Origin of the sequence: Streptosporangium amethystogenes subsp. fukuiense (genome assembly GCF_042665875.1) — a bacterium.
Classification (GTDB): domain Bacteria; phylum Actinomycetota; class Actinomycetes; order Streptosporangiales; family Streptosporangiaceae; genus Streptosporangium; species Streptosporangium fukuiense.
In genome coordinates this window covers 3,201,200-3,223,711 of the sequence record NZ_JBHTEE010000001.1, presented here as the reverse complement: position 1 = coordinate 3,223,711, position 22,512 = coordinate 3,201,200, and the positions used below count along the sequence as shown (strand labels likewise).

19 protein-coding genes are annotated in these 22,512 nt (G+C 71.7%); 12 read left to right on the top strand and 7 right to left on the bottom strand.

The genetic code is table 11. The annotated features are described in order from the left end of the window. Positions 1 to 7: 7 nt before the first annotated feature. The 5 genes from ACFQVD_RS14090 to tkt are packed head-to-tail and all read right to left on the bottom strand — an operon-like array spanning position 8 to position 7,434. Positions 8 to 919, bottom strand: coding sequence for a glucose-6-phosphate dehydrogenase assembly protein OpcA (locus ACFQVD_RS14090; protein ID WP_343973723.1), 912 nt, complete (start codon positions 917 to 919; stop codon positions 8 to 10). Then, a complete protein-coding gene (gene zwf, locus ACFQVD_RS14085) occupies positions 920 to 2,572 on the bottom strand; it encodes a glucose-6-phosphate dehydrogenase (RefSeq protein ID WP_343973726.1) in 1,653 nt (550 codons plus the stop codon). A gap of 19 nt (positions 2,573 to 2,591) precedes the next feature. After that, positions 2,592 to 4,223: a glucose-6-phosphate isomerase gene (locus ACFQVD_RS14080; protein WP_364151356.1), complete on the bottom strand. Its 1,632-nt coding sequence runs from the start codon at positions 4,221 to 4,223 to the stop codon at positions 2,592 to 2,594. Positions 4,224 to 4,231: 8 nt separating this feature from the next. Beyond that, positions 4,232 to 5,335: a transaldolase gene (tal, locus tag ACFQVD_RS14075; RefSeq protein WP_343973729.1), complete on the bottom strand. Its 1,104-nt coding sequence runs from the start codon at positions 5,333 to 5,335 to the stop codon at positions 4,232 to 4,234. 2 nt (positions 5,336 to 5,337) lie between these two features. Further along, positions 5,338 to 7,434 (bottom strand): transketolase, encoded by a 2,097-nt coding sequence (gene tkt, locus ACFQVD_RS14070; RefSeq protein WP_343973732.1) that lies wholly within the window; start codon positions 7,432 to 7,434, stop codon positions 5,338 to 5,340. A gap of 606 nt (positions 7,435 to 8,040) precedes the next feature. Between tkt and ACFQVD_RS14065 the strand changes: the two genes are divergently transcribed. Both ACFQVD_RS14065 and ACFQVD_RS14060 read left to right on the top strand, forming a co-directional pair. Further along, positions 8,041 to 8,994 carry a heme o synthase gene (locus ACFQVD_RS14065; RefSeq protein ID WP_343973735.1) on the top strand — a complete coding sequence of 318 codons (954 nt, stop codon included), beginning with the start codon at positions 8,041 to 8,043 and terminating at the stop codon, positions 8,992 to 8,994. A gap of 312 nt (positions 8,995 to 9,306) precedes the next feature. Continuing rightward, positions 9,307 to 10,602: a PrsW family intramembrane metalloprotease gene (locus ACFQVD_RS14060; RefSeq protein ID WP_343973738.1), complete on the top strand. Its 1,296-nt coding sequence runs from the start codon at positions 9,307 to 9,309 to the stop codon at positions 10,600 to 10,602. Here ACFQVD_RS14060 and ACFQVD_RS14055 read toward each other — a convergent pair. Further along, on the bottom strand, positions 10,590 to 11,270 hold the full coding sequence (locus ACFQVD_RS14055; protein ID WP_343973741.1) for a SanA/YdcF family protein: 681 nt from the start codon (positions 11,268 to 11,270) through the stop codon (positions 10,590 to 10,592). The genes ACFQVD_RS14060 and ACFQVD_RS14055 overlap by 13 nt on opposite strands. Positions 11,271 to 11,349: 79 nt before the next feature. Beyond that, positions 11,350 to 12,342 (bottom strand): COX15/CtaA family protein, encoded by a 993-nt coding sequence (locus ACFQVD_RS14050; protein ID WP_343973745.1) that lies wholly within the window; start codon positions 12,340 to 12,342, stop codon positions 11,350 to 11,352. Between the two features lie 282 nt (positions 12,343 to 12,624). Between ACFQVD_RS14050 and ACFQVD_RS14045 the strand changes: the two genes are divergently transcribed. The 10 genes from ACFQVD_RS14045 to ACFQVD_RS14000 all read left to right on the top strand — a co-directional run bounded on the left by ACFQVD_RS14045 (position 12,625) and on the right by ACFQVD_RS14000 (position 22,412). After that, on the top strand, positions 12,625 to 13,800 hold the full coding sequence (locus tag ACFQVD_RS14045; RefSeq protein WP_343973748.1) for an NAD(P)/FAD-dependent oxidoreductase: 1,176 nt from the start codon (positions 12,625 to 12,627) through the stop codon (positions 13,798 to 13,800). A 13-nt stretch (positions 13,801 to 13,813) separates the two neighbouring features. Beyond that, positions 13,814 to 14,137 (top strand): (2Fe-2S)-binding protein, encoded by a 324-nt coding sequence (locus ACFQVD_RS14040; protein WP_343973751.1) that lies wholly within the window; start codon positions 13,814 to 13,816, stop codon positions 14,135 to 14,137. Between the two features lie 7 nt (positions 14,138 to 14,144). After that, positions 14,145 to 15,584, top strand: a complete 1,440-nt coding sequence (locus ACFQVD_RS14035; RefSeq protein WP_364151374.1) for an FAD/NAD(P)-binding oxidoreductase — start codon at positions 14,145 to 14,147, stop codon at positions 15,582 to 15,584. Next, positions 15,569 to 16,462 carry a dihydrodipicolinate synthase family protein gene (locus ACFQVD_RS14030; protein ID WP_343981629.1) on the top strand — a complete coding sequence of 298 codons (894 nt, stop codon included), beginning with the start codon at positions 15,569 to 15,571 and terminating at the stop codon, positions 16,460 to 16,462. The genes ACFQVD_RS14035 and ACFQVD_RS14030 overlap by 16 nt, the downstream gene beginning before the upstream one ends. 36 nt (positions 16,463 to 16,498) lie before the next feature. Beyond that, on the top strand, positions 16,499 to 17,500 hold the full coding sequence (locus ACFQVD_RS14025) for a proline racemase family protein (RefSeq protein ID WP_343981626.1): 1,002 nt from the start codon (positions 16,499 to 16,501) through the stop codon (positions 17,498 to 17,500). A gap of 273 nt (positions 17,501 to 17,773) precedes the next feature. Beyond that, complete coding sequence (locus ACFQVD_RS14020; protein WP_343981623.1) at positions 17,774 to 18,949, top strand: branched-chain amino acid ABC transporter substrate-binding protein; 1,176 nt, start codon at positions 17,774 to 17,776, stop codon at positions 18,947 to 18,949. Beyond that, on the top strand, positions 18,946 to 19,839 hold the full coding sequence (locus ACFQVD_RS14015; protein WP_030904884.1) for a branched-chain amino acid ABC transporter permease: 894 nt from the start codon (positions 18,946 to 18,948) through the stop codon (positions 19,837 to 19,839). Before ACFQVD_RS14020 ends, ACFQVD_RS14015 begins: the two co-directional genes overlap by 4 nt. Beyond that, positions 19,836 to 20,798, top strand: coding sequence for a branched-chain amino acid ABC transporter permease (locus ACFQVD_RS14010; protein WP_343981619.1), 963 nt, complete (start codon positions 19,836 to 19,838; stop codon positions 20,796 to 20,798). Before ACFQVD_RS14015 ends, ACFQVD_RS14010 begins: the two co-directional genes overlap by 4 nt. Next, positions 20,795 to 21,676, top strand: coding sequence for an ABC transporter ATP-binding protein (locus ACFQVD_RS14005; protein WP_343981616.1), 882 nt, complete (start codon positions 20,795 to 20,797; stop codon positions 21,674 to 21,676). The genes ACFQVD_RS14010 and ACFQVD_RS14005 overlap by 4 nt, the downstream gene beginning before the upstream one ends. Further along, complete coding sequence (locus ACFQVD_RS14000) at positions 21,669 to 22,412, top strand: ABC transporter ATP-binding protein (protein WP_343981613.1); 744 nt, start codon at positions 21,669 to 21,671, stop codon at positions 22,410 to 22,412. The genes ACFQVD_RS14005 and ACFQVD_RS14000 overlap by 8 nt, the downstream gene beginning before the upstream one ends. Positions 22,413 to 22,512 lie beyond the last annotated feature (100 nt).

Sequence of the window (22,512 nt, the reverse complement as noted above, 5' to 3'; positions counted from 1 at the left end):
TTACGGCTCAGGACTTGCGGGCCCGGGCGAGCCGCTGGATCGCGGCCGCGTAGATCTCGTCGGGATCCAGCCGCCGCAGCTCCTCGGCGAGCAGGTCCGACGTCGGACGCCGGGCCAGCGCGACCCGGCGGTCCGGCTGGCCGGGACGAGAGAGCATGGCCAGGCGACCGTCGCCCCGGGTGATGGTGATGTCGCCGTCGCCCGAGACCAGCTTGACGGAGGTCAGGCCGGGACCGGGGGAGTCGGAGACCTTCACCGGCGCGCCGAGGCGCTCACCGAGCCAGGCCGCCAGCAGCAGGGCGCTGGCATGGCCGGGCACGGCCTCCACGGTGCCCCGCTTGATCTTGGCCACCGGCTGGTCGAACGCGGCGGCCAGCAGGCTCCGCCACGTCGTCAGCCGGGTCCAGGCCAGGTCGGTGTCGCCGGGCACGTACCCGCGGGCCCGGCCGGCGATCGCCTTGACCGAGTCGGGTGCGGAACGCGCGTCGACGATGCGGCGCTGGGCCAGCATGCCGATCGGATCCGCGGCCGGGACCTCGGGGCAGTCGCTGGGCCACCAGGCGACCACCGGGGTGTCGGTGAGCAGCAGCGGGCTGACCACCGAGTCGGCGTGCCTGGTCAGCTCTCCGTACAGACGGAGCAGTATCACCTCGCCCGGGGTCGACTCGCCGAACCGGATCTCGGCGTCGAGCCGGTTGGGCTCGTTCGGGTCGCGAGGGATGACGACCAGTATCCGGGAGGGGTGCTCCCTGGCCGCCTCGGTCGCCGCCCGGACCGCGTCGTACTGGTCGCTCTCGCCGCAGACCACCACCAGGGTCAGCACCATGCCGACCGCCGGCGTGCCCATCTGGTGGCGCAGGTGGGTGAGCTGAGAGGAGATCTTCGAGGCGGTCGTGCCGCTGAGCATGAAGCTGGTCATCTACAGCCGCCTCCAGACGCGTCCGTCGCGGGCCATCATCTCGTCGGCCGAGGCCGGTCCCCAGGTACCCGAGGGATACTCCTCCGGCGGGCCCTGGGTGCTCCAGAAGTCCTCGATCGGGTCGAGGATCTTCCAGGACAGCTCGACCTCGCGCTGGTGCGGGAAGAGCGGAGGGTCGCCGATCAGCACGTCGAGCAGCAGCCGCTCGTAGGCCTCGGGGGAGGACTCCATGAACGACTCGCCGTAGGCGAAGTCCATCGAGACGTCCCTGACCTCCATGGCGGTGCCCGGTACCTTGGAACCGAACCGCACCGTGATGCCCTCGTCCGGCTGCACCCGGATGACCAGGGCGTTCTGCCCGAGAATCTCGGTGTCGTCCTTGCTGAACGGAAGGTGCGGCGCGCGCTGGAACACCACGGCCACCTCGGTGACCCGGCGGCTGAGCCTCTTGCCGGTGCGCAGGTAGAACGGCACCCCCGCCCAACGCCGGTTGGCGATCTCCAGTTTGATGGCGGCGTAGGTCTCGGTGATCGAGTCGGGTGGGATGCCCTCCTCCTGCGTGTAGCCGATGACCGGCTCGCCGCCCTGCCAACCGGCCCCGTAACGGCCGCGCGCGGTGGTCAGCGACAGGTCCGACGGCAGCCGCACCGCCTTGAGGACCTTCTCCTTCTCCCTGCGCAGCGAGTCGGCTCCGAACGACGTCGGATCCTCCATGCCGACCAGGGCCAGCAGCTGCAGCAGGTGGTTCTGGATCACGTCGCGCGCCGCGCCGATGCCGTCGTAGTAGCCGGCCCGGCCGCCGATGCCGATGTCCTCGGCCATCGTGATCTGCACGTGGTCGACATAACCCCGGTTCCAGATCGGCTCGAACAGGTTGTTGGCGAACCGCAGCGCCAGGATGTTCTGGACGGTCTCCTTGCCCAGGTAGTGGTCTATGCGGAACACCGAGCTCTCCGGGAAGACCGCGCTGGTGATCGCGTTGAGCTCCTGGGCGCTCCGCAGGTCGTGCCCGAACGGCTTCTCGATCACCACCCGGCGCCAGGAGTCCCCGGGACCGTCCGCCAGGTCGGTCCGCTTCAGCTGCTGGACCACCACGGGGAAGAACTTCGGCGGCACCGACAGGTAGAAGCCGTAGTTGCCGCCGGTGCCCCGGGTCTCGTCGATCTCCTTGAGCATCATCGCCAGCGCGTCGAAGGCGCCGTCGTCGGTGAACTCGCCGCGGCAGAAGAAGATGCCCTCCGACAGCTGCTTCCAGACCTCCTCGCGGAACGGCGTGCGCGCGTGTTCCTTGACGGCGTCGTGGGTCAGCTGCGCGAAGTCCTGGTCCTCCCAGTCCCGGCGGGCGAAGCCGACCAGGGAGAAGCCCGGGGGCAGCAGCCCCCGGTTCGCCAGGTCGTAGATCGCCGGGAGCAGCTTCTTGCGTGCCAGGTCGCCGGTCACGCCGAACAGCACCAGCACGCACGGCCCCGCCACGCGCGGCAGGCGCTTGTCGCGCGGGTCGCGCAGCGGGTTGGACTCGATCAGGGCCTCGGTGATGCCGGCGGTCGAGGCGGCGGTGGCCGTGGTGACCGCTCCCTCGTGCGCGGTGCCCGTGGTGGTGAGCTCCTCGGCCCGAGGCCGGTCGGCCTGGGGCTGGGAGTTCTCCTTGCTCATTCGAACCTCCGGCGACCCATCAGACCTCCCGTGAGGCGGCGAGCAGGTGCGCGACACCGGCGGCGCGGTCGGTCAGGTGCAGTCGCACGGCGGGGCGGCCCCGGCTGGCCAGGGCGCCCAGGTCGCCCAGCGCCTGGGCGAGCTGGAGGCGGCCCAGGGTGTAAGGCTTGCCGGGAACCTCCAGGTCGTTCTCGACGGCCCCGGTGATCTGCAGGAACACCCCGTTCTGCGGGCCGCCCTTGTGGTACTGGCCGGTGGAGTGCAGGAAGCGGGGTCCCCACCCGAAGGTGACCGGCCGCTCGGTGCGGACCGCGAGCATCCCGCGGAGCGTGGCCGGGTCGGCCGCGCTCCACACGTCCGTCATCTCCTCGAACGAGGCGCCCTCGGGGTACGGGGCGTCGAAGGCCGCCTCCCTGTCGAGGTAGGCCATCACCGCGAGGTAGCCGTCGGAGGGGATCGCCTCCAGCAGCCCGGTGAGCACGTCGGACAGGTTCTTGGGGGCCTCCATGCCCGGCGGCAGCTCGCCGTGGACCTCCACCGGGCCGTCGACGAGGATCGGGGTGCCGACCGGCAGCTCGCTCCGGTCGAGCAGCTTGGCGGTGTTCTCCTTGGACTCGGCCACGTTCGGCTGGTTGAACGGGTCGATGCCCAGGACGCGCCCGGCGACGGCCGTGGCGTACTCCCAGACGAGGAACTGCGCGCCCAGCGGGCCGGCGACGGTCACCACACCGTCGGTGTCGATCCCGGCGAGCAGCTCGTCGTCGGCGTCGCCGGGGTCGGCGCCCACGACGGGCAGGATGCCCCTGCCGGACTTGCCGGTGGACTCGGCGATCAGCTGCTCGATCCAGTCGGGCAGGCCGCTGATCTCCGAAAGGCCGTCCTCGATCACGAGCTTGTCGCGCCCGGCCACCGCGGCGGCTCCCAGGGCGGCGCCCAGGTCGAGGCCGGGGTTGCCCTCCGAGCGCGACAGCAGCGGCAGCACCTCGGCGGCGTCGTCGAGCAGCCGCTCGACGTCGGCGCCCGCCAGCGCGCTGGGCACCAGCCCGAACGCCGTCAGGGCGCTGTAGCGGCCGCCCACGTTGGGGTCGGCCAGAACCACCCGGTAGCCCGCCTCGCGGGCGCTGAGCTCCAGCGGCGAGCCCGGGTCGGTGATGACGACGATCCTTCTCGCCGGGTCGATCCCGGCGTCTCGGAAGGCCTTCTCGTAGATCCGCCGGTGGCTGTCGGTCTCGACGGTGCCGCCGCTCTTGCTGGCGACGACCAGCAGCGTGCTCTCCAGCCGGTCCTCCAGCGCGCGGCGCACCTGGCCGGGGTCGGTGGTGTCGAGCACGGTCAGCGGTACGTCGGCGGAGCCGGTGATGACCTCGGGAGCGAGGGAGGAGCCGCCCATGCCCGCCAGGACCACGTGGTCCAGGCCCTCGGCACGGGCCCACTCCACCAGCTCGCCGATCTCACCGAGCAGCGGCCTGCTCGTCAGCGGGAGGTTGAGCCAGCCGAGCCGGACGGCCGCCTCGGGCGCGGCCTCCGGGCCCCACAGCGTGGGGTCGCCGGCGGCCAGGGACTGGGGGACCCCCTCGGAGACGAGCCGGCCGGCCGTCTCCGAGGCCTGTTCGGTGAGGTCGTCCTCACCGAACGTCACGGACACTGACATGTGTTCCCTCATGCCTTCTTCAGCTCGGCGGCGACGGTCGCCAGCAGCTCGGTCCAGGAGGCCTCGAACTTGTCCACGCCGTCCTCTTCCAGGAACCTCACGACGTCGTCGTAGTCGATGCCGATCTCCTTGAGCGCGGCCATGGTGTTCCAGGCCTCCTCGTAGGAGGGACGGACCGTGTCACCGGTGATCCTGCCATGGTCGGCCGTCGCCTCGAGGGTCTTCTCCGGCATCGTGTTGACGATGCCGGAGGTGACCAGCCCGTCGACGTAGAGGGTGTCCGGGTAGTCGGGGTTCTTGGTGCCGGTGGAGGCCCACAGGGGGCGCTGCGGCCGGGCTCCGGCCAGGGCCAGCGCCTGCCAGCGCGGGGAGTCGACGACCTCCTCGAAGGCGGCGAAGGCCAGCCGGGCGTTGGCGAGCGCGGCCTTGCCCTTCAGCGCCAGGGCCTCGGGGGTGCCGATCTTGTCCAGGCGCTTGTCGATCTCGCCGTCCAGCCGGCTGACGAAGAACGAGGCCACCGACTCGATGCCCGACAGGTCGAGGCCCTTGGCCTTGGCCTGCTCAAGGCCGCTCAGCCAGGCGTTCATCACGGCGCGGTAGCGCTCCAGGGAGAAGATCAGCGTGACGTTGACGCTGATGCCCTCGGAGATCGCCCGGGTGATCGCGGGCAGGCCCTCGACGGTGGCCGGGATCTTGATGAACAGGTTGGGCCGGTCGACCAGCCACCACAGCGCGCGCGCCTCGGCGACGGTCTTCTCCGTCTCCCGGGCCAGGCGCGGGTCGACCTCGATCGACACCCGGCCGTCCACGGTGCCGGTGGCGTCGTAGACGGGGCGCAGCACGTCGGCGGCCCAGCGGATGTCGTAGGTGGTGATGGAGCGCACCGCCTCCTCGACGTCGACGCCGCGGATCTTCAGGTCGTGCAGCTGGGTGTCGTAGGCGTCGCCCTTGCTCAGCGCGGAGGCGAAGATCGTCGGGTTGGAGGTGACGCCGACCACCTGCCGGTCGCGGATCAGCGACTGGAGATTGCCGGTGCGCAGGCGCTCGCGGCTGATGTCGTCCAGCCAGATGGAGACGCCCTGCGCGGAGAGTTTCCTCAGGATCTCACTCATGATCAGTTTCCCGTCGTCTCGCCCTTGTCGGCTCCGGTCTTGGCGAGGCTCGCCTTGGCTGCGGCGACCACGCGCTCGGCGGTCAGGCCGAACTGCTCGTAGAGGGTCTTGTAGGGGGCCGAGGCACCGAAGTGCTCCAGGCTGACCACTTCCCCCTCATCTCCCACGAACTCCCGCCAGCCCAGCGAGATTCCCGCCTCCACCGCCACGCGCGCGCGGACCGAGGAGGGCAGCACCGTCTGCCGGTAGGCCGTGTCCTGGGCGTGGAACCACTCCACACACGGCATCGACACGACCCGGGTGGCGATGCCCTCCGCCTCCAGGATCTCGCGGGCCTCGACGGCCAGCTCGACCTCGGAGCCGGTGCCGATCAGGACCACCGCGGGCTGCCCGTTGGAGGCCTCCCGCAGGATGTAGCCGCCGCGGGCGACCTTCGTCGCGTCGCGGGTGCCCTCGTAGACCGGCAGGTTCTGGCGGGTCAGCGCCAGCGCGGCCGGGCGGTCGTTGTGCTCGAGCACGACCTGCCAGGCGGCGGCGGTCTCGTTGGCGTCGGCGGGGCGGACCACGTCGAGGCCGGGGATGGCGCGCAGCGCCCACAGGTGCTCGACGGGCTGGTGCGTCGGGCCGTCCTCGCCCAGGCCGATGGAGTCGTGCGTCCACACGTAGGTGACCGGTAGCTTCATCAGCGCCGCCAGCCGCACGGCCGGGCGCATGTAGTCGCTGAAGACCAGGAACGTGCCGCCGTAGGGGCGGGTGCCGTTGTGCAGCGCGATGCCGTTGAGGATCGCCCCCATGCCGTGCTCGCGGATGCCGAAGTGCAGCGTGCGGCCGTAGGGGTTGCCGGGGAAGTCCCTGGTCTGGAACTCCTCGGGGATGAAGGACGGCTCGCCCTTCATCGTGGTGTTGTTGGACTCGGCCAGGTCGGCCGAGCCGCCCCACAGCTCGGGCAGCACCGGCGCGAGGCTGTTGAGCACCTCGCCGGAGGCCTTGCGGGTGGCGACGGAGGAGCCGACCTCGAAGACCGGCAGTGCCTCGCTCCAGCCGGCGGGGAGCTGCCGCACGGAGATGCGGTCGAACTCGGCGGCGCGCTCGGGGTTGGCCTCGCGCCAGCTCTGGTAGAGCTTGTCCCACTCGGTCCGCGCGGCGCGGCCGCGCTCGACGACCCCGCGGGCGTGCTCCAGGACCTCGGCGGGAACGTCGAAGCTCTTGGCCTCGTCAAGGCCCAGGACCTTCTTGGTGGCGGCGACCTCGTCGGCGCCCAGCGCCGAGCCGTGGATCTTGCCGGTGTTCTTCTTGTTGGGGGCGGGCCAGCCGATGATCGTGCGCAGCCGGATGAACGACGGCCTGCCGGTCTCGGCGCGGGCGGCCTCCAGCGCCTGGTGCAGCGCCTCGACGTCCTCGACGTAGTCGCCGGTCTGCGTCCAGTCGACGGTCTGGGTGTGCCAGCCGTACGCCTCGTAGCGCTTGACCACGTCCTCGCTCAGCGCGATCTGGGTGTCGTCCTCGATCGAGATGTGGTTGCTGTCGAAGACGACGGTCAGGTTGCCCAGCCTCTGGTGGCCCGCGAGGGCGCTGACCTCGTGGCTGACGCCCTCCTCGATGTCCCCCTCGGAGGCGATGCACCAGATGTGGTGGTCGAACGGGCTCGCGCCCCGCGCCGCGTCCGGGTCGAACAGGCCGCGCTCGCGGCGGGCGGCCATGGCCATGCCGACCGCGTTGCCCAGCCCCTGACCCAGCGGCCCCGTGGTGGTCTCGACGCCGACGGTGTGGCCGTGCTCGGGGTGGCCGGGGGTCAGGCTCTCCCACTGGCGCAGAGCCTTGAGGTCGTCCAGGCTCAGGCCGTAGCCCGACAGGTAGAGCTGGATGTAGAGGGTCAGGCTGGTGTGGCCGGCCGAAAGGACGAACCGGTCACGGCCCACCCAGGAGGGGTCTGACGGATCATGCCGCATCACCTGCTGGAACAGCAGGTACGCGGCGGGCGCCAGGCTCATCGCGGTGCCCGGGTGGCCCGAGCCCGCCTTCTCTACCGCATCCATGGCCAGGGCCCGCACGACATCGACCGCGCGGCGGTCCAGGTCGCTCCATTCAAGGGCTGGCACGAGTTCGCTGCTCAACTGCTCGGTCTCCGGATCTAATAGTGTGATGGTGGCGCCGGTCTGGTATTTCCCGCCCACATTGGACCCTAACGGTTTCGGCCGCGTTAGCTGAGTACGGGCCAGCGCTTCGAGCTTCGCGGTGGGGAAGGTTTGCGAGAAAGTGCCTGCCAGGGCGCAAGCGTGCCTTGCCCTTCCGTGTTTCGCTGTCGATCAGGGCGAAATCCAGTACAGTGCTCGGGTCGCCGCCGGGCGGGCGGAGACGTTGAACGCCTGCGGAGCTGAGAGAAGACCTGAACTCATCCAGGCGCTCGGCTGTGAAACAGGAACCCACCGAGATGTCGCGCAGGCGGTATGGCAGGGATCTTCGGCGTTCCTGCCGGAGAGGACGTCAACGTGGCGTAGGTCGGTCCGGGGCGGTTCCGTCGGATCGGCGATCGGCGCGTTTTCCCGGCACGGCGGGTGTCGCCTCGCGCCGCTTCCGCACCCCGTGCCGGGACCGGCCTCCCCTGCAACTACAGTGAGTCCTCAAGGCTGGCTGGTGCCCGCATTCACGGATCCGCTCTAATCAGAGGTTACGCGTTGACCCCGCACGTGCTGGAAGCGCCTTAGATGGTGCTCACCGACAAGCAATCGACGGTCCTGCCCGAGGCGGACACGACCGCAGGCGTCGTGCCTCGCTCCTTCGGCGACGTCGTGAAGGCCTATGTCGCCCTCACGAAGCCGCGGATCATCGAGCTGCTGCTGATCACGACGCTGCCGGTGATGTTCCTGGCGGCCAAGGGCCTGCCACCGCTGTGGATCGCCGTCAACACCCTGGTGTTCGGCACCCTGTCGGCGGGCAGTGCGAACGCCCTGAACTGCTACATCGACCGTGACATCGACGCGGCCATGCGCCGCACCCGGCGTCGCCCGCTCGCCCGCGACATGGTGCCGCCGACCAACGCGCTGATCTTCGGGGTCATTCTCGGGGCGCTGTCGACCCTCGGCCTCGGGCTGACCGTGAACTGGCTCGCCGCCGGACTGTCGCTGGCCGCGAACCTTTTCTACGTGCTCGTCTACTCGATGATCCTCAAGCGGCGGACCCCGCAGAACGTGGTGTGGGGGGGTATCGCGGGCTGCATGCCGGTGCTGATCGGCTGGGCCGGCGTCACCGGCAGCCTCGACTGGGCCCCCGTGGTGCTCTTCGGCGTGGTGTTCTTCTGGACGCCTCCGCACACCTGGACCCTCGCCATGCGCTACAAGGAGGACTACGCCGCGGCGAAGGTCCCCATGCTCCCGGTGGTCGCCACCGAGCGCCGGGTGGTGCTGGAGAGCATCGTCTACACCTGGGCGACGGTGCTCTGCTCGCTGCTGCTGTGGCCGGTGGCCGGGACCACCCTGCTCTACCCCGTCGTGGCCGCCGTCCTCGGTGCCGCCTGCCTGTGGGAGGTCCACCGCCTCCTCGGCCGGGTCAACGCGGGCAAGACCGGGGTCGATCTGCGCCCGATGCGCTTCTTCCACTGGTCCAACGCCTACCTGGCGCTGCTCTTCCTCGCCGTCGCCATCGACTCGATGTTCGTCTGAGCCCTCTCACAGGTACGCTCTCCTGCCACATGCCCGTTTCCGCGTCTCGTTCGAGGGGGAGACGTCTCCCGGGTGGGGAACACGTTTTCTTGGCCGGCCCGGGTCGGGCCTGGTCGTGGGGAGGGCAGCTCATGGTCGTCGGAAAACCTCGGGAGCCGGATCAGCGCTCCGGCCCCGGGATCGTTCCAGCGTTCGGTCTGGTCTCCGTATCCGGGGGGCGGGGCGCCGGCCGTCAGGCGCCGGCCGTGGACCTTCGCGCTGGGATATGCCGGTTTGATTCGTGGGGTGGAAGTCAACGGTTACGGTTACCTCATGGCCAGCCGTGACCCCCGGTGGGTGCTCAGGGACCGCCCGTCGCTCGCGCTGATCACCGGACTCGTCCTGACGGGACTGTGCGGCCTGGTGTCGCTCTCCTTCGACGTGCTGAACGGCGACCCCGTCTACTTCTTCATCGCCCTGATCCTCGCGCTGGCGCCCGTTCCCGTGCTGCTGGCCGCGGTGCTGGCGCTCGACCGGATCGAGCCCGAGCCGCGAGGCAACCTGATCTTCGCGTTCGCCTGGGGGGCGGGCGTGGCGGTCCTGGTCGCCGGGATCGTCAACTCCCTCGGCCTGGTCTACATCGAGAACGCCGCCGGGCTCGGCTACGACTACGCGCGCAACATCGCCGCCACGTTCGGCGCCCCGGTGGTCGAGGAGACGATGAAGGGCCTGGTGCTGCTGGGCCTGCTCAGGTTCAGGCGCGCGGAGCTCGACGGGCCGACCGACGGCATCATCTACGCCAGCATGGTCGGCCTCGGCTTCGCCATGAGCGAGAACGTCAGCTACTACGTGGCCGCGCTCGACGACATGGGCGCGCAGGGCCTGGCGGTGACCGTCGTGCTGCGCGGCGTCCTCTCGCCGTTCGCCCACCCGCTGTTCACCTCCATGATCGGTGTCGCGGTAGCCTACGCGGCGCAGCGCCGGGGGCCCGGCCGGATCTTCGTCATCGCCGCCGGGTGGATCGGCGCGATGCTGCTGCACGGCATCTGGAATGGCTTCGCCTCCTACGTCGGCTTCGCCGGCCTGGCCATCGCCTACCTGTTGCTGATGATCGTGCTGTTCGTGCTGATCTGGATCATCTTCCGCGACCGCAAGCGGATCATCGGGCTCATCCAGACCTACCTGCCCGCCTACTGGGCGACGGGGCTGGTCTCCTCGTACGACGTCGCGATGCTCTCCTCCCTGCCGGGGCGCCGCCACGCCAGGCAGTGGGCCAGGGACAACGGCGGCAGGACGGGCCTGCGGGCGATGAGCGACTACCAGCTCGCGGCCACCGAGCTGGGCCTGCTCCACGAGCGGGCCAGGGGGCACGTGATCGACGAGCGTACGTTCAACGAGGAGCAGCGGGCGCTGCTGGAGTGCATGGCCGCCTCCCGCGCCCAGTTTCCCCCGCAGCCGCCGCCACCGCCGCAGCCCCCCGGCGGCGGCAACGTCCCGCCGGGGTACGGGCCCGGGGCCCGGCCGTCTGGCGGCTCGCCGTATCCGTGGGGCGGTGCCCCCGGAACCCCGGGGCACCCCGGGGCCGCCCAGGGGCGTCCGTCCCCCGGGCGTGGCGCTCACCCCGACTGAAGCGCGGCCTCCAGGGAGGTCTCGCGCGGCCCGGGGAAGACGGGAGCGGAGTCGAGGACCACGGCGTCGAGGAGGCCCTTGGCGGCGGCGGCGAACTCGCGGGCCGCGTAGGCGTAGGTGGAGGCCCACCGCCGGGAGGAGTCGTCGCCCACGCCGAAGGTCTCCAGACCCGCCGTACGGCACAGGGTGACGGCCCTGGGCAGGTGGAAGAGCTGGGTGACCACGGTGAGGCGGGTGGCGCCGAACACGGCGCGGGCGCGCACGCACGAGTCCCAGGTGTCGAAACCGGCGTAGTCGAGGACGAGCGCCCTGGCCGGTATCCCACGGGCGAGCAGGTAGTCGCGCATCACGGTCGGCTCGTCGTACTCGATCCGCCCGTTGTCGCCCGACAGCAGGATCGCCCTGACCTTGCCGGCCCGGTACAGCTCGGCGGAGATGTCCAGCCGTCTGGCCAGCATCGGGGAAGGGGTGCCCCCGAAGGCGGCCGCCCCCAGCACCAGCGCCACCGGCGCCTCGGGAACCCCGGCCATCCAGCCGGGTGAGGAGTCCGCGACCACCCGGTGTCCGGAGCTGGCCAGCCAGGCCCAGGTCAGCGGTGCGACGGCCAGGACGCTCAGCAGCACCGCGCCCTGGTAGGAGAGCCGGAAGAACCTTCGCGACAGCGGCATCCGGCCATTGTCGCGGTCAGGTGCCGGCCGAGTCGAACGCGGCCGTCGCGGGCTTTTCCGGCGGGAGCGGGGCCGGCGGTCAGGCCGGGACCCGGTCGAGTTCGTCCGCGCTCTCGGCGGCCGTCGCGCCCGCCGGGCCGCACGAGCGCATCGTGAACACCACCCGCAGCGCGCAGACCCAGACCAGGGCCGAGCCGAGCACGTGGAGGTTGACCAGGGCCGCGGGCACGCCCAGGAAGTACTGGACGTATCCGATTCCGCCCTGGGCCGCCTCCACGCCGAGCAGCGTCCAGGCGGCCCGCCGGGCGTGCCCGGGCGCGTCGGTGATGTGCAGTGCGAACGCCAGCGCGAAGGTGAGGCCGACCACCACGTAGGCGACGTCGGCGTGGATCCTCGCCACGGTCTCGATGTCGAAGTCGAACCGGGAGGCCATCGCGTCCCCGGAGTGCGGCCCGGTGCCGGTCACCACCACGCCCACGACGAGCAGGACGAACACGGCGGCGACGAGCGCGAAACCGAGTGTGCGGATGTGCCGGTTGACCAGGAGGCGCGGCGGGCCCGCGCCCTCGCCGGCCCGGGCGTACAGCGCGTACGCCGCGGCGATCATGCCGATGGAGACCAGGAAGTGCACGCTCACGGTGACCGGGTTGAGCGCGCTGCGCACGACCAGGCCGCCCCAGAGTCCCTGCACGGCCACGCCGATCGGCTGCAGCCAGGCCAGCCTGACCAGATCGGGGCGGCGGGGCAGCAGCCGCAGGGCGGCGAGCAGGCAGGCCAGGCCGACGGCCAGCACCAGGAAGGTCAGCAGCCGGTTGCCGAACTCGATCGCCATGTTGATCGGCGAGATGTCGTCGTGGGCCACCGGGATGAAGCTGTCCGGCGTACACCTGGGCCAGGTGGGACAGCCCAGGCCGGAGCCGGTGACCCGCACCGCGGCACCCGTCACCGTGATCCCGACGTTGACCGCCACCGACGCCAGCGCCCAGCGGCGCAGGGTGCGGAAGGTCGGCGGCCCCACGATCCAGGTCAGTTTCGCGGTCTGCAGACGGGTCTGGTCAAGGAGGTGCTTCACGGCTCACATGCTAGGCGGCGAGGGGGGCGGTCCCGCCGCGGACCCCTGGCGCCGGGGCCGGTGCGGAGGCTTTCGCCCCGGTCGTTTCGCGTCTCCCCGGCGTCTCGGGCAGGGGGCCGCCGCCGGCTGCCGGTGTGGGACATCTCACCTCGGACGGCGTGCCCCACGGGTCTACGGGTAGGGGGGCTGAGCCGGTTGCCGGCCCGGGACGTCCGGTCCGATGCATTGATCCATAAAAAGGTATGTGACATATTACTGACGAGCCCGGGAGCGAGGTGAGTCATGCCGGACGTCGTGGTCGTCGGCGCCGGGGTCGTCGGCGCCGCCTGCGCCTACTACGCCGCCCGCGCGGGACTGGACGTGGTGGTCGTCGACCGGGGGGCGGTGGCGGGCGGTACGACGGGCGCGGGCGAGGGCAACGTGCTGGTCTCCGACAAGGGACCGGGCCCCGAACTCGACCTGGCGCTGCTCTCCAACCGGCTCTGGCGTGACCTGGCCGCCGACGGGCCCGCCGACGGGCCCGACGGTGGGCCCGACGGTGGGTTCGAGTTCGAGGCCAAGGGCGGCCTGGTGGTCGCCGAGACGGACGAGGTGCTTGAGGCGCTCACCGGCCTGGCGGGCGAGCAGGGCGTCGAGTGCGTCGCCGTCGCCGCCGGGGAGCTCGGTGACTACGAGCCCCACCTGGCGAAAGGGCTCGCCGGCGGCGTGTTCTACCCGCACGACGCCCAGGTGCAGCCGATGCTGGCGGCGGCCAGGCTCATCCGGCGGGGCGCGGAACGGTTCGGGCACGGCGCCCTGATGCTGCGCACCGGGGTCACGGTGACCGGCTTCCTGCGCGACGGCGACCGGGTCACCGGTGTCACCACCTCCTGCGGCGACATTCTCGCCGGAGCCGTCGTCAACGCTGCGGGCACCTGGGGCGGCGAGATCGCCGCGCTGGCCGGGGTGCGCGTGCCCATCCTGCCCAGGCGCGGTTTCATCCTGGTCACCGAGCCGCTCGCCGGGCCGCTCATCAGGCACAAGGTCTACACCGCCGGCTACGTCACCGCGGTGGCCAGCGACTCGGAGGGGCTGGAGACGTCCGCCGTCGTGGAGAGCACCCCGTCGGGGCCGGTGCTCATCGGCGCCAGCCGCGAGCGGGTCGGCTTCGACCGCACGATCTCCGTTCCGGTGCTCGAACGCCTCGCCCGCCAGGCCGTCGAGCTGTTCCCCGCCCTGGCGGCGTACCGGGTGATCCGGGCCTACTGCGGTTTCCGTCCCTACTGCCCCGACCACCTGCCGGTGATCGGCGAGGATCCCCGGGTCCCAGGGCTCTACCACGCCTGCGGCCACGAGGGTGCGGGCATCGGCCTGGCCCCGGCCACCGGCCACCTGATCGCCCGGCTGCTGGCCGGCCTCGACCCCGACCTGGACCTCGCCCCCTTCAGACCGGACCGTTTCCCGCAGGAGGCGCCATGACGCCAGGTGTCCGATGAGCGGGCCGTACCGCCTGGTGCGGGCACGGCCCGAGCCGGAGTTCGAGATCAGTGTGGACGGCGCTCCCGTCGCGGTGGTCCCCGGCCAGAGTGTCGGCGCCGCCATGCACGGTGCGGGCATCCGATCGTGGCGCACCACCAGGTTCGGCGGGCGCCCACGAGGGTTGTTCTGCGGCATCGGGGTCTGCTTCGACTGTCTGGTCACGGTGAACGGGGTCTCCTCCCTGCGGGCCTGCCTGACCGAGGCCCGCCCGGGAGACCTGGTCACCACCGGAGACGCTCCGGCGCGGGACGTTCCCGGTTCCGGAGGGGAGCGGTGAGCGGCCGATGACACGGATCCACGACCTGGCCGTCGTCGGCGCGGGTCCCGCCGGGGTCGCGGGCGCGCTCACCGCCGCCCTGGCCGGGCTGGACGTCGTGCTGGTCGACGGGTCCGGGCGACCGGGCGGCCAGTACTTCCGGCATCCCGCCGAGGGGTTCCACGCCGCCAGGCCCGGCGCGCTCCACCACGGCCTCGACCGGTTCACCCGCCAGTGGGAGACGCTCCGCGAGCGCGCCGAGGTGCTGCTGAGCACGCGGGTCTGGGCCGTCGAGCGCGCGGACGGGGTGATCACCGTGCGCTGCCTGGAGGGAGACCGCGAGGAACGGCCCCGTACGGTGACCGCGCGCGGGCTGCTGGTCGCCACCGGCGCCCACGACAGGCCGCTGCCGTTCCCCGGCTGGGACCTGCCGGGCGTGCTCACCGCGGGTGGTGCGCAGGCACTGCTCAAGGGTGATCTGGTCCTCGCGGGCCGCAGGGTCGTGGTCGCGGGCACCGGGCCCTTCCTGCTTCCGGTCGCCGCGGGCCTGGCGGACGCGGGGGCCCGGGTGCTCGGCGTGCACGAGGCCAACCGCAGGTTCGGGCTCGCCAGGCATCCGCTGCTCGCCGCCGGTCGGGCGGCGGAGGCCCTCGGGTACGTGGCGCGTCTGGCCCGCCACCGGGTGCCCTACCGCGGCCGCGAGGCGGTGATCGCCGCGCACGGTGAGACCGCGCTGACCCACGTCACCGTGGCGAGCCTGGACCCCGCCTGGCGGCCGCTCTCGACGAGAACCGTCGAGTGCGACACCCTCGCCTGCGGCTACGGTTTCGTCCCCCAGCTCGACCTGCCCCTCCAACTGGACTGCGCCACCCGCCGCGACCCCGACGGTGGTCCCGACGGTGGCCCGGTCGTCGCGGTGGACGCGGGCATGCGCACCAGCGTGCCCGGCGTCTACGCGGCGGGGGAGGCCACCGGTGTCGGCGGGGCCGCGCTCGCCGAGGTGGAGGGCCGGATCGCGGGCCGGGCCGCGGCCGCCGACCTGGGCCGCCCCACGCCGCCCGACCCCGCCCTGTCCCGGCGCAGGGACCGGCTCGCCGCCTTCGCGCGAGCGCTGCAGGGCGCCTACCCGCTACGGCCGGGCTGGCAGGACTGGCTCCGCGACGACACGCTGGTGTGCCGCTGCGAGGAGGTGCCCCTGTCGGCGATACGCGAGGCCCAGGCGATGGGCGCCGTCGACGCGCGCTCGGTCAAGCTGCTGGCGCGCCCGGGGATGGGGTGGTGCCAGGGCCGGATGTGCGGCCACGCGGTCGCCTGCCTCGTCGGTGAGGATCCGGCGCCGCCCCGGCGCCCGATCGCCCAGCCCGTCAGGCTCGGCGACCTCGCCGCGCGGACCCCGACCTTCCCGGACGGGCCGAAGCCCTCCGGCTCCGTACCCCCTCGAAAGGATGAAGCATGGCGACCCGGGTGAAACCCTGGCACGGCGTGACGGTGGCCACCGCGCTGCCCCTGCGCGCGGATCTCTCGGTCGATCTGGACGGCTACGCCGAGCACTGCCGGTGGCTGGTCGCCTCCGGCTGTGACGGCGTGGTGCCGAACGGGTCGCTGGGGGAGTACCAGACGCTGGACTCCCGGGAGCGGGCCTCGGTGGTGGAGACCGCGGTCGCGGCCGTCGGCGGCGACCGCGTCATGCCGGGCGTCGCGGCCTACGGCGCCCTGGAGGCCCGCCGCTGGGCCGAGCAGGCCGGTGAGGCCGGGTGCCGCGCGGTGATGCTGCTCCCGCCGAACGCCTACCGCGCCGACGACAGGACGGTGCTGGAGCACTACCGCGAGGTGGCCAGGGCCGGTCTGCCGGTGGTGGCCTACAACAACCCCTTCGACACCCGGGTCGACCTCACCCCACGCCTGCTGGCCGCCCTGCACTCCGAGGGCCTGATCGCGGGCGTCAAGGAGTTCAGCGGCGACGTCCGCCGGATCTACGAGATCGCCGAGCTGGCCCCGGGGCTGGACGTGCTGGCCGGAGCCGACGACGTGCTGCTCGAACTGGTCACCGCCGGAGCGGTCGGCTGGGTGGCCGGTTTCCCCAACGCGCTGCCCGCCTCGACGGTCGCCCTCTACCGGGCGGCCGCCGCCGGGGACACGGCCACCGCGCTGCCGCTCTACCGCGCGCTGCACCCGCTGCTCCGCTGGGACTCCAAACCGGTGTTCGTACAGGCCATCAAGCTCTCCATGGACCTGGCCGGACGCCACGGCGGCCCGTGCCGCCCGCCCAGGCTCGGGCTCCCCGGCGAGCAGGAGGCCGCGGTCCGCGCGGCCACCGAGAAGGCCCTGGCCGAGGGCCTGCGGTAGGCCGGTCCTGTTTTCCCTTTCTCGCGAGGAGAGTCGATGAGGACGAAGAGGGTCTTCCACGCGGTGGACTCCCACACCGAGGGCATGCCCACCCGGGTGATCACCGGGGGTGTGGGGGTGATCCCCGGCGCGACCATGGCCGAGCGGCGCGAGCACTTCCTGGCCGAGATGGACCACCTGCGGACCCTGCTCATGTACGAGCCCCGCGGCCACTCGGCGATGAGCGGGGCCATCCTGCAGCCGCCCACCCGGCCCGACGCCGACTACGGCGTGCTCTACATCGAGGTGTCGGGCTGCCTGCCCATGTGCGGGCACGGCACCATCGGCGTCGCCACGGTCCTCGTCGAGACCGGGATGGTGGAGGTCACCGAGCCGGTCACCACCATCAGGCTGGACACCCCGGCCGGGCTGGTCGTCGCCGAGGTCAGGGTCGAGGACGGGGCCGCCACCGAGGTGACCGTCACCAACGTGCCCTCCTTCAGCGCGGGGCTGGACCGTGTCGTCAAGGTGCCCGGCATCGGCGAGGTCGCCTACGACCTCGCCTACGGCGGTAACTACTACGCGATCCTGCCGATCGAGTCCGTGGGCCTGCCGTTCGAGCGCTCGCACGGCCAGCGGATCCTCGACGCGGGGCTGGCCGTCATGGGGGCGATCAACGAGCAGGACGAGCCGGTGCATCCGCTGGCCCCCGGTATCAGGGGCTGCCATCACGTGCAGTTCACGGCGCCGGGCTCCGACGCCAGGCACTCCCGGCACGCGATGGCGATCCATCCCGGCTGGTTCGACCGCTCGCCCTGCGGCACCGGCACCAGTGCCAGGATGGCCCAGCTGCACGCCAGGGGCGAGCTCCGGATGGACACCGATTTCGTGAACGAGTCGTTCATCGGCACCCGGTTCGTCGGGCGGCTCGTCGGGGAGACGGAGGTGGCGGGCCTGCCCGCGGTGGTCCCCGCCATCACCGGGCGGGCGTGGGTCACCGGCACCGCCCAGTACTTCCTCGACCCTCGTGACCCGTTCCCCGCCGGGTTCCTCATCTGACCCGCCACCCCGCCGGCCTGCTGACATCCGGGTCGACCGGGCCTGACCCGCCGCTCTCCGGCCGGTCGGCCCGCGGTCGACCCACAGTCGGCCGCACCCGGCCTGAACAGCGGAGACGTCGCCGTCCCCGGGTCCGGCGGCGATCCGTGCCCCGGCGGGTCGCAGCTTGCGGAAGAAGCGATGTCCTAACGCTAACGATCTTGTTTCGGGCCTTGACGCGTCCTTCGAAGTACACGTGCGATGTCACACATCGCCAGATGTGAGGAGCAGCACATGCGTGCCATCCCCCTGAAATCCTTCACGTCGCTGGCCGTTCTCGGCCTCCTGGTCACCGGGTGTGGCCAGGGACTGCTCGGCGGTGGTGACGGCGCCGGGCAGACCGCGGCCGGGAAGGACGGGCCGATCGTCCTCGGCATGCTGATCCCGCAGTCGGGCAGCGAGGCCGCCATCGGTCCCTACATGAGCAACGCGGCGCAGCTCGCGATCGACGAGATCAACGCCAAGGGCGGCGTGCTCGGCCGCCAGCTGGAACTGAAGACCGCCGACGACGCCTGTGACGCCCAGTCGGCCGCCGCCGGCGCCAACAAGCTGGTCACCGAGGGAGTCGACGTCTCCGTGGGCGGCTACTGCTCCGGTGCGACGCTCCCCACCCTGCCGATCTTCGGCAAGGCCGGCATTCCCATGATCATTCCGGCGGCCAACTCCCAGGAGCTGGTCGACCAGAAGCTCGAACACGTCTTCCTGATCAACGGCACCGGTTCCCAGCAGGCCGCGGCCGCGGAGAAGTGGATCACCAAGCAGGGTTCCAAGAGCGTCGCGCTGATGCACGACAACACCAGCTACTCCAAGGACATCGCGCTGCGCACCCAGAGCCTGCTGGAGGCCCCCGGCGGAGCCGAGGCCACGATCACCGAGGCGGTCACCCCGAAGGAGAGCGACTACAGCGCCAACATCACCAACGTGCTGGCCAAGAAGCCCGACTTCGTCTACTGGACCGGTTACTTCCAGGAGGGCGGCCTGATCGCGCGCCAGCTCCGGCAGGCCGGGTACAAGGGCTCCATCATGGTCGGCGACGGCTCGGTCTCTCCCAAGCTGGTCGAGATCGCCGGAGCCGAGGCCGCCGAGGGCCTCTACGCCACGATGACCCAGACCCCCGACACCCTGGAGGGCGCCGAGGGCTGGATCGACGCCTACCGGAAGAAGTACGGCGCCGAGCCGGGCCCGTACTCCAACCAGGCCTACGACGCGGTCCGGCTGGCCGCGGAGGCGGTCACCAAGGCGGGCGGCACCGACGGAACCAAGGTCATCGCGGCGCTTGAGGCGATCGACGGCTTCCCGATGTTCTCCGGGCCGCTGAAGTTCACCCCCGAACACACCCTGGCCAACGGAGGCTTCCAGATCCTCGTCGTCAAGAGCGACAAATTCGCCCTGCAGGACTCCCTGAAGTGACGCAACTCATCTGGAACGGGCTGTTCGTCGGCTCGTTCTACGCCCTGGTGGCCCTGGGTTACAGCATGGTCTACGGGATCATCAAGCTGCTCAACTTCGCCCACGGCGACCTGTACATGCTCGGTGCGTTCGCCGGCTTCGCCATCCTCGGCGCGGTCGGCGGCGTGTCCTCCGCCATGGCCCTGCCGCTGCTGCTCGCGGTGCTCCTGGCGACCATGGTCGTCACCGGCCTGGCGGGGGTGACGCTGGAGCGGATCGCCTACCGTCCGCTACGCCGCGCCCCGCGGCTGTCCCTGCTGATCACCGCCGTGGGCGCCTCCTTCGCCCTGGAGTACGGGATGCGCGCGGTGGCCGGGGCCGACCCCCGGGTCTACCCGGTGCGGCTGGGCGGCACCTCGTTCGAGGTCCTCGGCGCCAGGATCACCCCGCAGCAACTCGTCCTGATCGGCGTGGCGGTGCTGCTGATGGCCGGGCTCAACCTGCTGGTCACCCGGACCCGCGAGGGCAGGGCCATGCGGGCCATCGCGCTGGATCCGCGCACCAGCGCGCTGATGGGCATCGACGTCAACGCGGTGATCTCCCGCGCCTTCTTCGTCGGCTCGGCCCTGGCGGGGGCCGCGGGCGTGATGGCGGGGGCCTACTACGGGAAGATCGACTTCATGATGGGCTTCCTGATCGGCCTCAAGGCGTTCACGGCGGCGGTCATCGGCGGCATCGGCAACATCCCCGGCACCATGCTCGGCGGCCTGCTCCTCGGGCTGCTGGAGTCGTTCGGCACGTTCTGGCTGGGCGGCGAGTGGCGGGACGTGTTCGCCTTCGGGGTGCTGATCCTGTTCCTGACGGTACGGCCCACCGGCCTGCTCGGCGAGCGTGTGACGGAGCGGGTGTGAGCGCGACCAGGGTCCGCCGTCTCGGTACGGACTCACCGCCCAGCAGGGCCTCGAAGCTGCTGCAGAACCGCTGGGCCGGGCTCGCGGGGCTGCTGGTCGCGCTGCTGGCCCCCTTCGTCGACGCCACGCCGTACGCGCTGTCGGTCATGACCAGCGCGGCCATCGCGGTGATGCTCGCCGCCGGGCTGAACATCGTGGTCGGCTACTGCGGCCTGCTCGACCTGGGCTACGTCGCCTTCTTCGCGGTCGGCGCCTACACCAGCGGGGTGCTGGCCACCCGCCTGGAGTTGCCGCTGCTCGCCACGGTGCCCGCCGTGATCGTGGTCACGGTCGTCGCCGGGATCGTCATCGGCGCGCCGACGCTGCGGCTGCGCAGTGACTACCTCGCCATCGTGACGCTCGGCTTCGGGGAGATCATCCGGATCACCGCCAACAACCTGGACGTCACCGGCGGCCCCTCGGGCATCTACGGCATCCCGCACCTGGTCGAAGGTCCGGTGGCCTTCTACTACCTCACCGTGGTCGTCGTCTCGCTGGCCGTCCTCGGCGCGGCCAGGCTGGGCCGCTCCCGCCTGGGCCGGGCCTGGCGCTTCGTCCGCGAGGACGAGGACGCGGCCGAGGCGATGGGCGTGCACACCTACCGGGTCAAGCTCGCCGCCTACGTGGCCGGGGCGGTCTGGGGCGGCCTGGCCGGGGTGCTGTTCGCCGCGCACCTGTCGGCCATCTCGCCGGGCAGCTTCACCTTCCTGTCGTCGGCGCTGGTGCTGATGGCCGTGGTCCTCGGCGGCATGGGCTCGACGCCCGGCGTCGTCGTCGGGGCCGTCGTGATCAGCATCCTGCCGGAGATCCTGCGCGACCTCGCCGACTACCGGTTCTTCCTCTTCGGCGTCCTGCTCATCGCCTTCATGCTGCTGCGCCCCCAGGGGCTCTGGCCGGCCCGTTCCAAGGAGGTCCCTTGAGCCTGCTGAGCGTGGCCGACCTGCGCCTGTCCTTCGGCGGGCTGGTGGCCATCGACGGCCTGTCGTTCTCGGTGGGCGAGGCGGAGATCGTCTCCGTGATCGGGCCCAACGGGGCGGGCAAGACGTCGGCCTTCAACTGCGTCACCGGCTTCTACCGGCCCGCCTCCGGCCGGATCACCCTGCGCGGAAGGGACCTGTCCGGACTGCGGCCCTCGGCCATCGCGGGCCTGGGCGTCGCGCGGACCTTCCAGAACCTGCGCCTGTTCGGCGAGCTGTCGGTCCTGGACAACGTGCGCGCCGGATCGCACCTGTGGTTGCGCCAGAGCGTCCTGGACGCCCTGCTGCACACCCCGCGCTACCGGCGCTCCGAGCGCGAGTGCACCGAGCAGGCACACCACTGGCTGGACTTCGTCGGCCTGCGCGGCGACCGGTACGGGCAGGCCAGAGCCCTGCCCTACGGCGAGCAGCGCCGCACCGAGATCGCCCGTGCGCTGGCCCGCCGGCCCGACCTGCTGCTGCTCGACGAGCCCGCGGCCGGGCTCAACCACGGCGAGAAGGCCGAGATGCTCGACCTGATCCGGCGCATCCAGGCACTCGGCGTGGCCATCGTGCTCATCGAGCACGACATGGGGCTGGTCATGGAGGTCTCCGAGCGCGTGGTCGTGCTCAACTTCGGCAGGGAGATCGCCGACGGCCGCCCCGAGGACGTCCGGCGCGACCCGGCGGTCATCGAGGCATATCTCGGCGGCGATCCCGCCGTCCTGGAGGAGACCGCACCGGGGGAGACAGTGCCGGAGGAGAAGATCGCGGGGCAGGACAGCACGGGGCAGGGTGACCCGGGGAAAGCGGACTCGGCCGGGAGCGACGCGCATGCTTGACATCGACGGGCTGGACGTCCACTACGGCGGCGTGCACGCCCTGCGCGGCCTGTCCCTCGGCGTCGCCGAGGGTGAGATCGTCGCCCTGCTGGGCAACAACGGCGCGGGCAAGACCACCACGCTGGCCGCGGTCTCGGGGCTGCTGCGCCCCAGCGGCGGCAGGGTGCTCTTCGACGGCCACGAGATCACCGGCCGGAAGCCGCACAGGATCACCGCCCGCGGCCTGGTGCACGTCCCCGAGGGCCGCCGGATCTTCAGCACGCTCAGCGTCCATGAGAATCTCCAGCTGGGCGGCTACCTGGTCCGCGACCAGGCGGAGATCCGCAGGCGGATCGAGCACGTGTACGAGCTGCTGCCCCGCCTGGCCGAGCGGCGCGCCCAGCAGGGGGGCACGCTGTCGGGCGGCGAGCAGCAGATGCTCGCCATCGGCAGGGCGCTGGTCACCGGGCCCCGGCTGCTGCTGCTGGACGAGCCGTCCATGGGCCTGGCGCCGCTGGTCGTCGCCTCGGTCATGAAACTCATCGCGGGCATCAACGCCGAGGGCACCTCGGTGCTGCTCGTCGAGCAGAACGCGGTCGCCGCCCTCGGGATCGCCCACCGTGGTTACGTGATCGAGAACGGCGAGCGCGTCCTCGACGGGCCCGCCGCCGAGCTCCGCCGGGACCCCCGGGTGGTCGAGGCCTACCTCGGCGGGGCCGAGGAAGGCGGGTCCGCCGCTGGTGCCGTGCCTTCCTGATGAGGGCACCGGGTGTTCGGGAGTACGCGCACGGCCTGGGAGGATGTGAAGGTAACGGGCTCGGCCCACCAGGTGTGGACACGAGCGACACGAGAGGTTT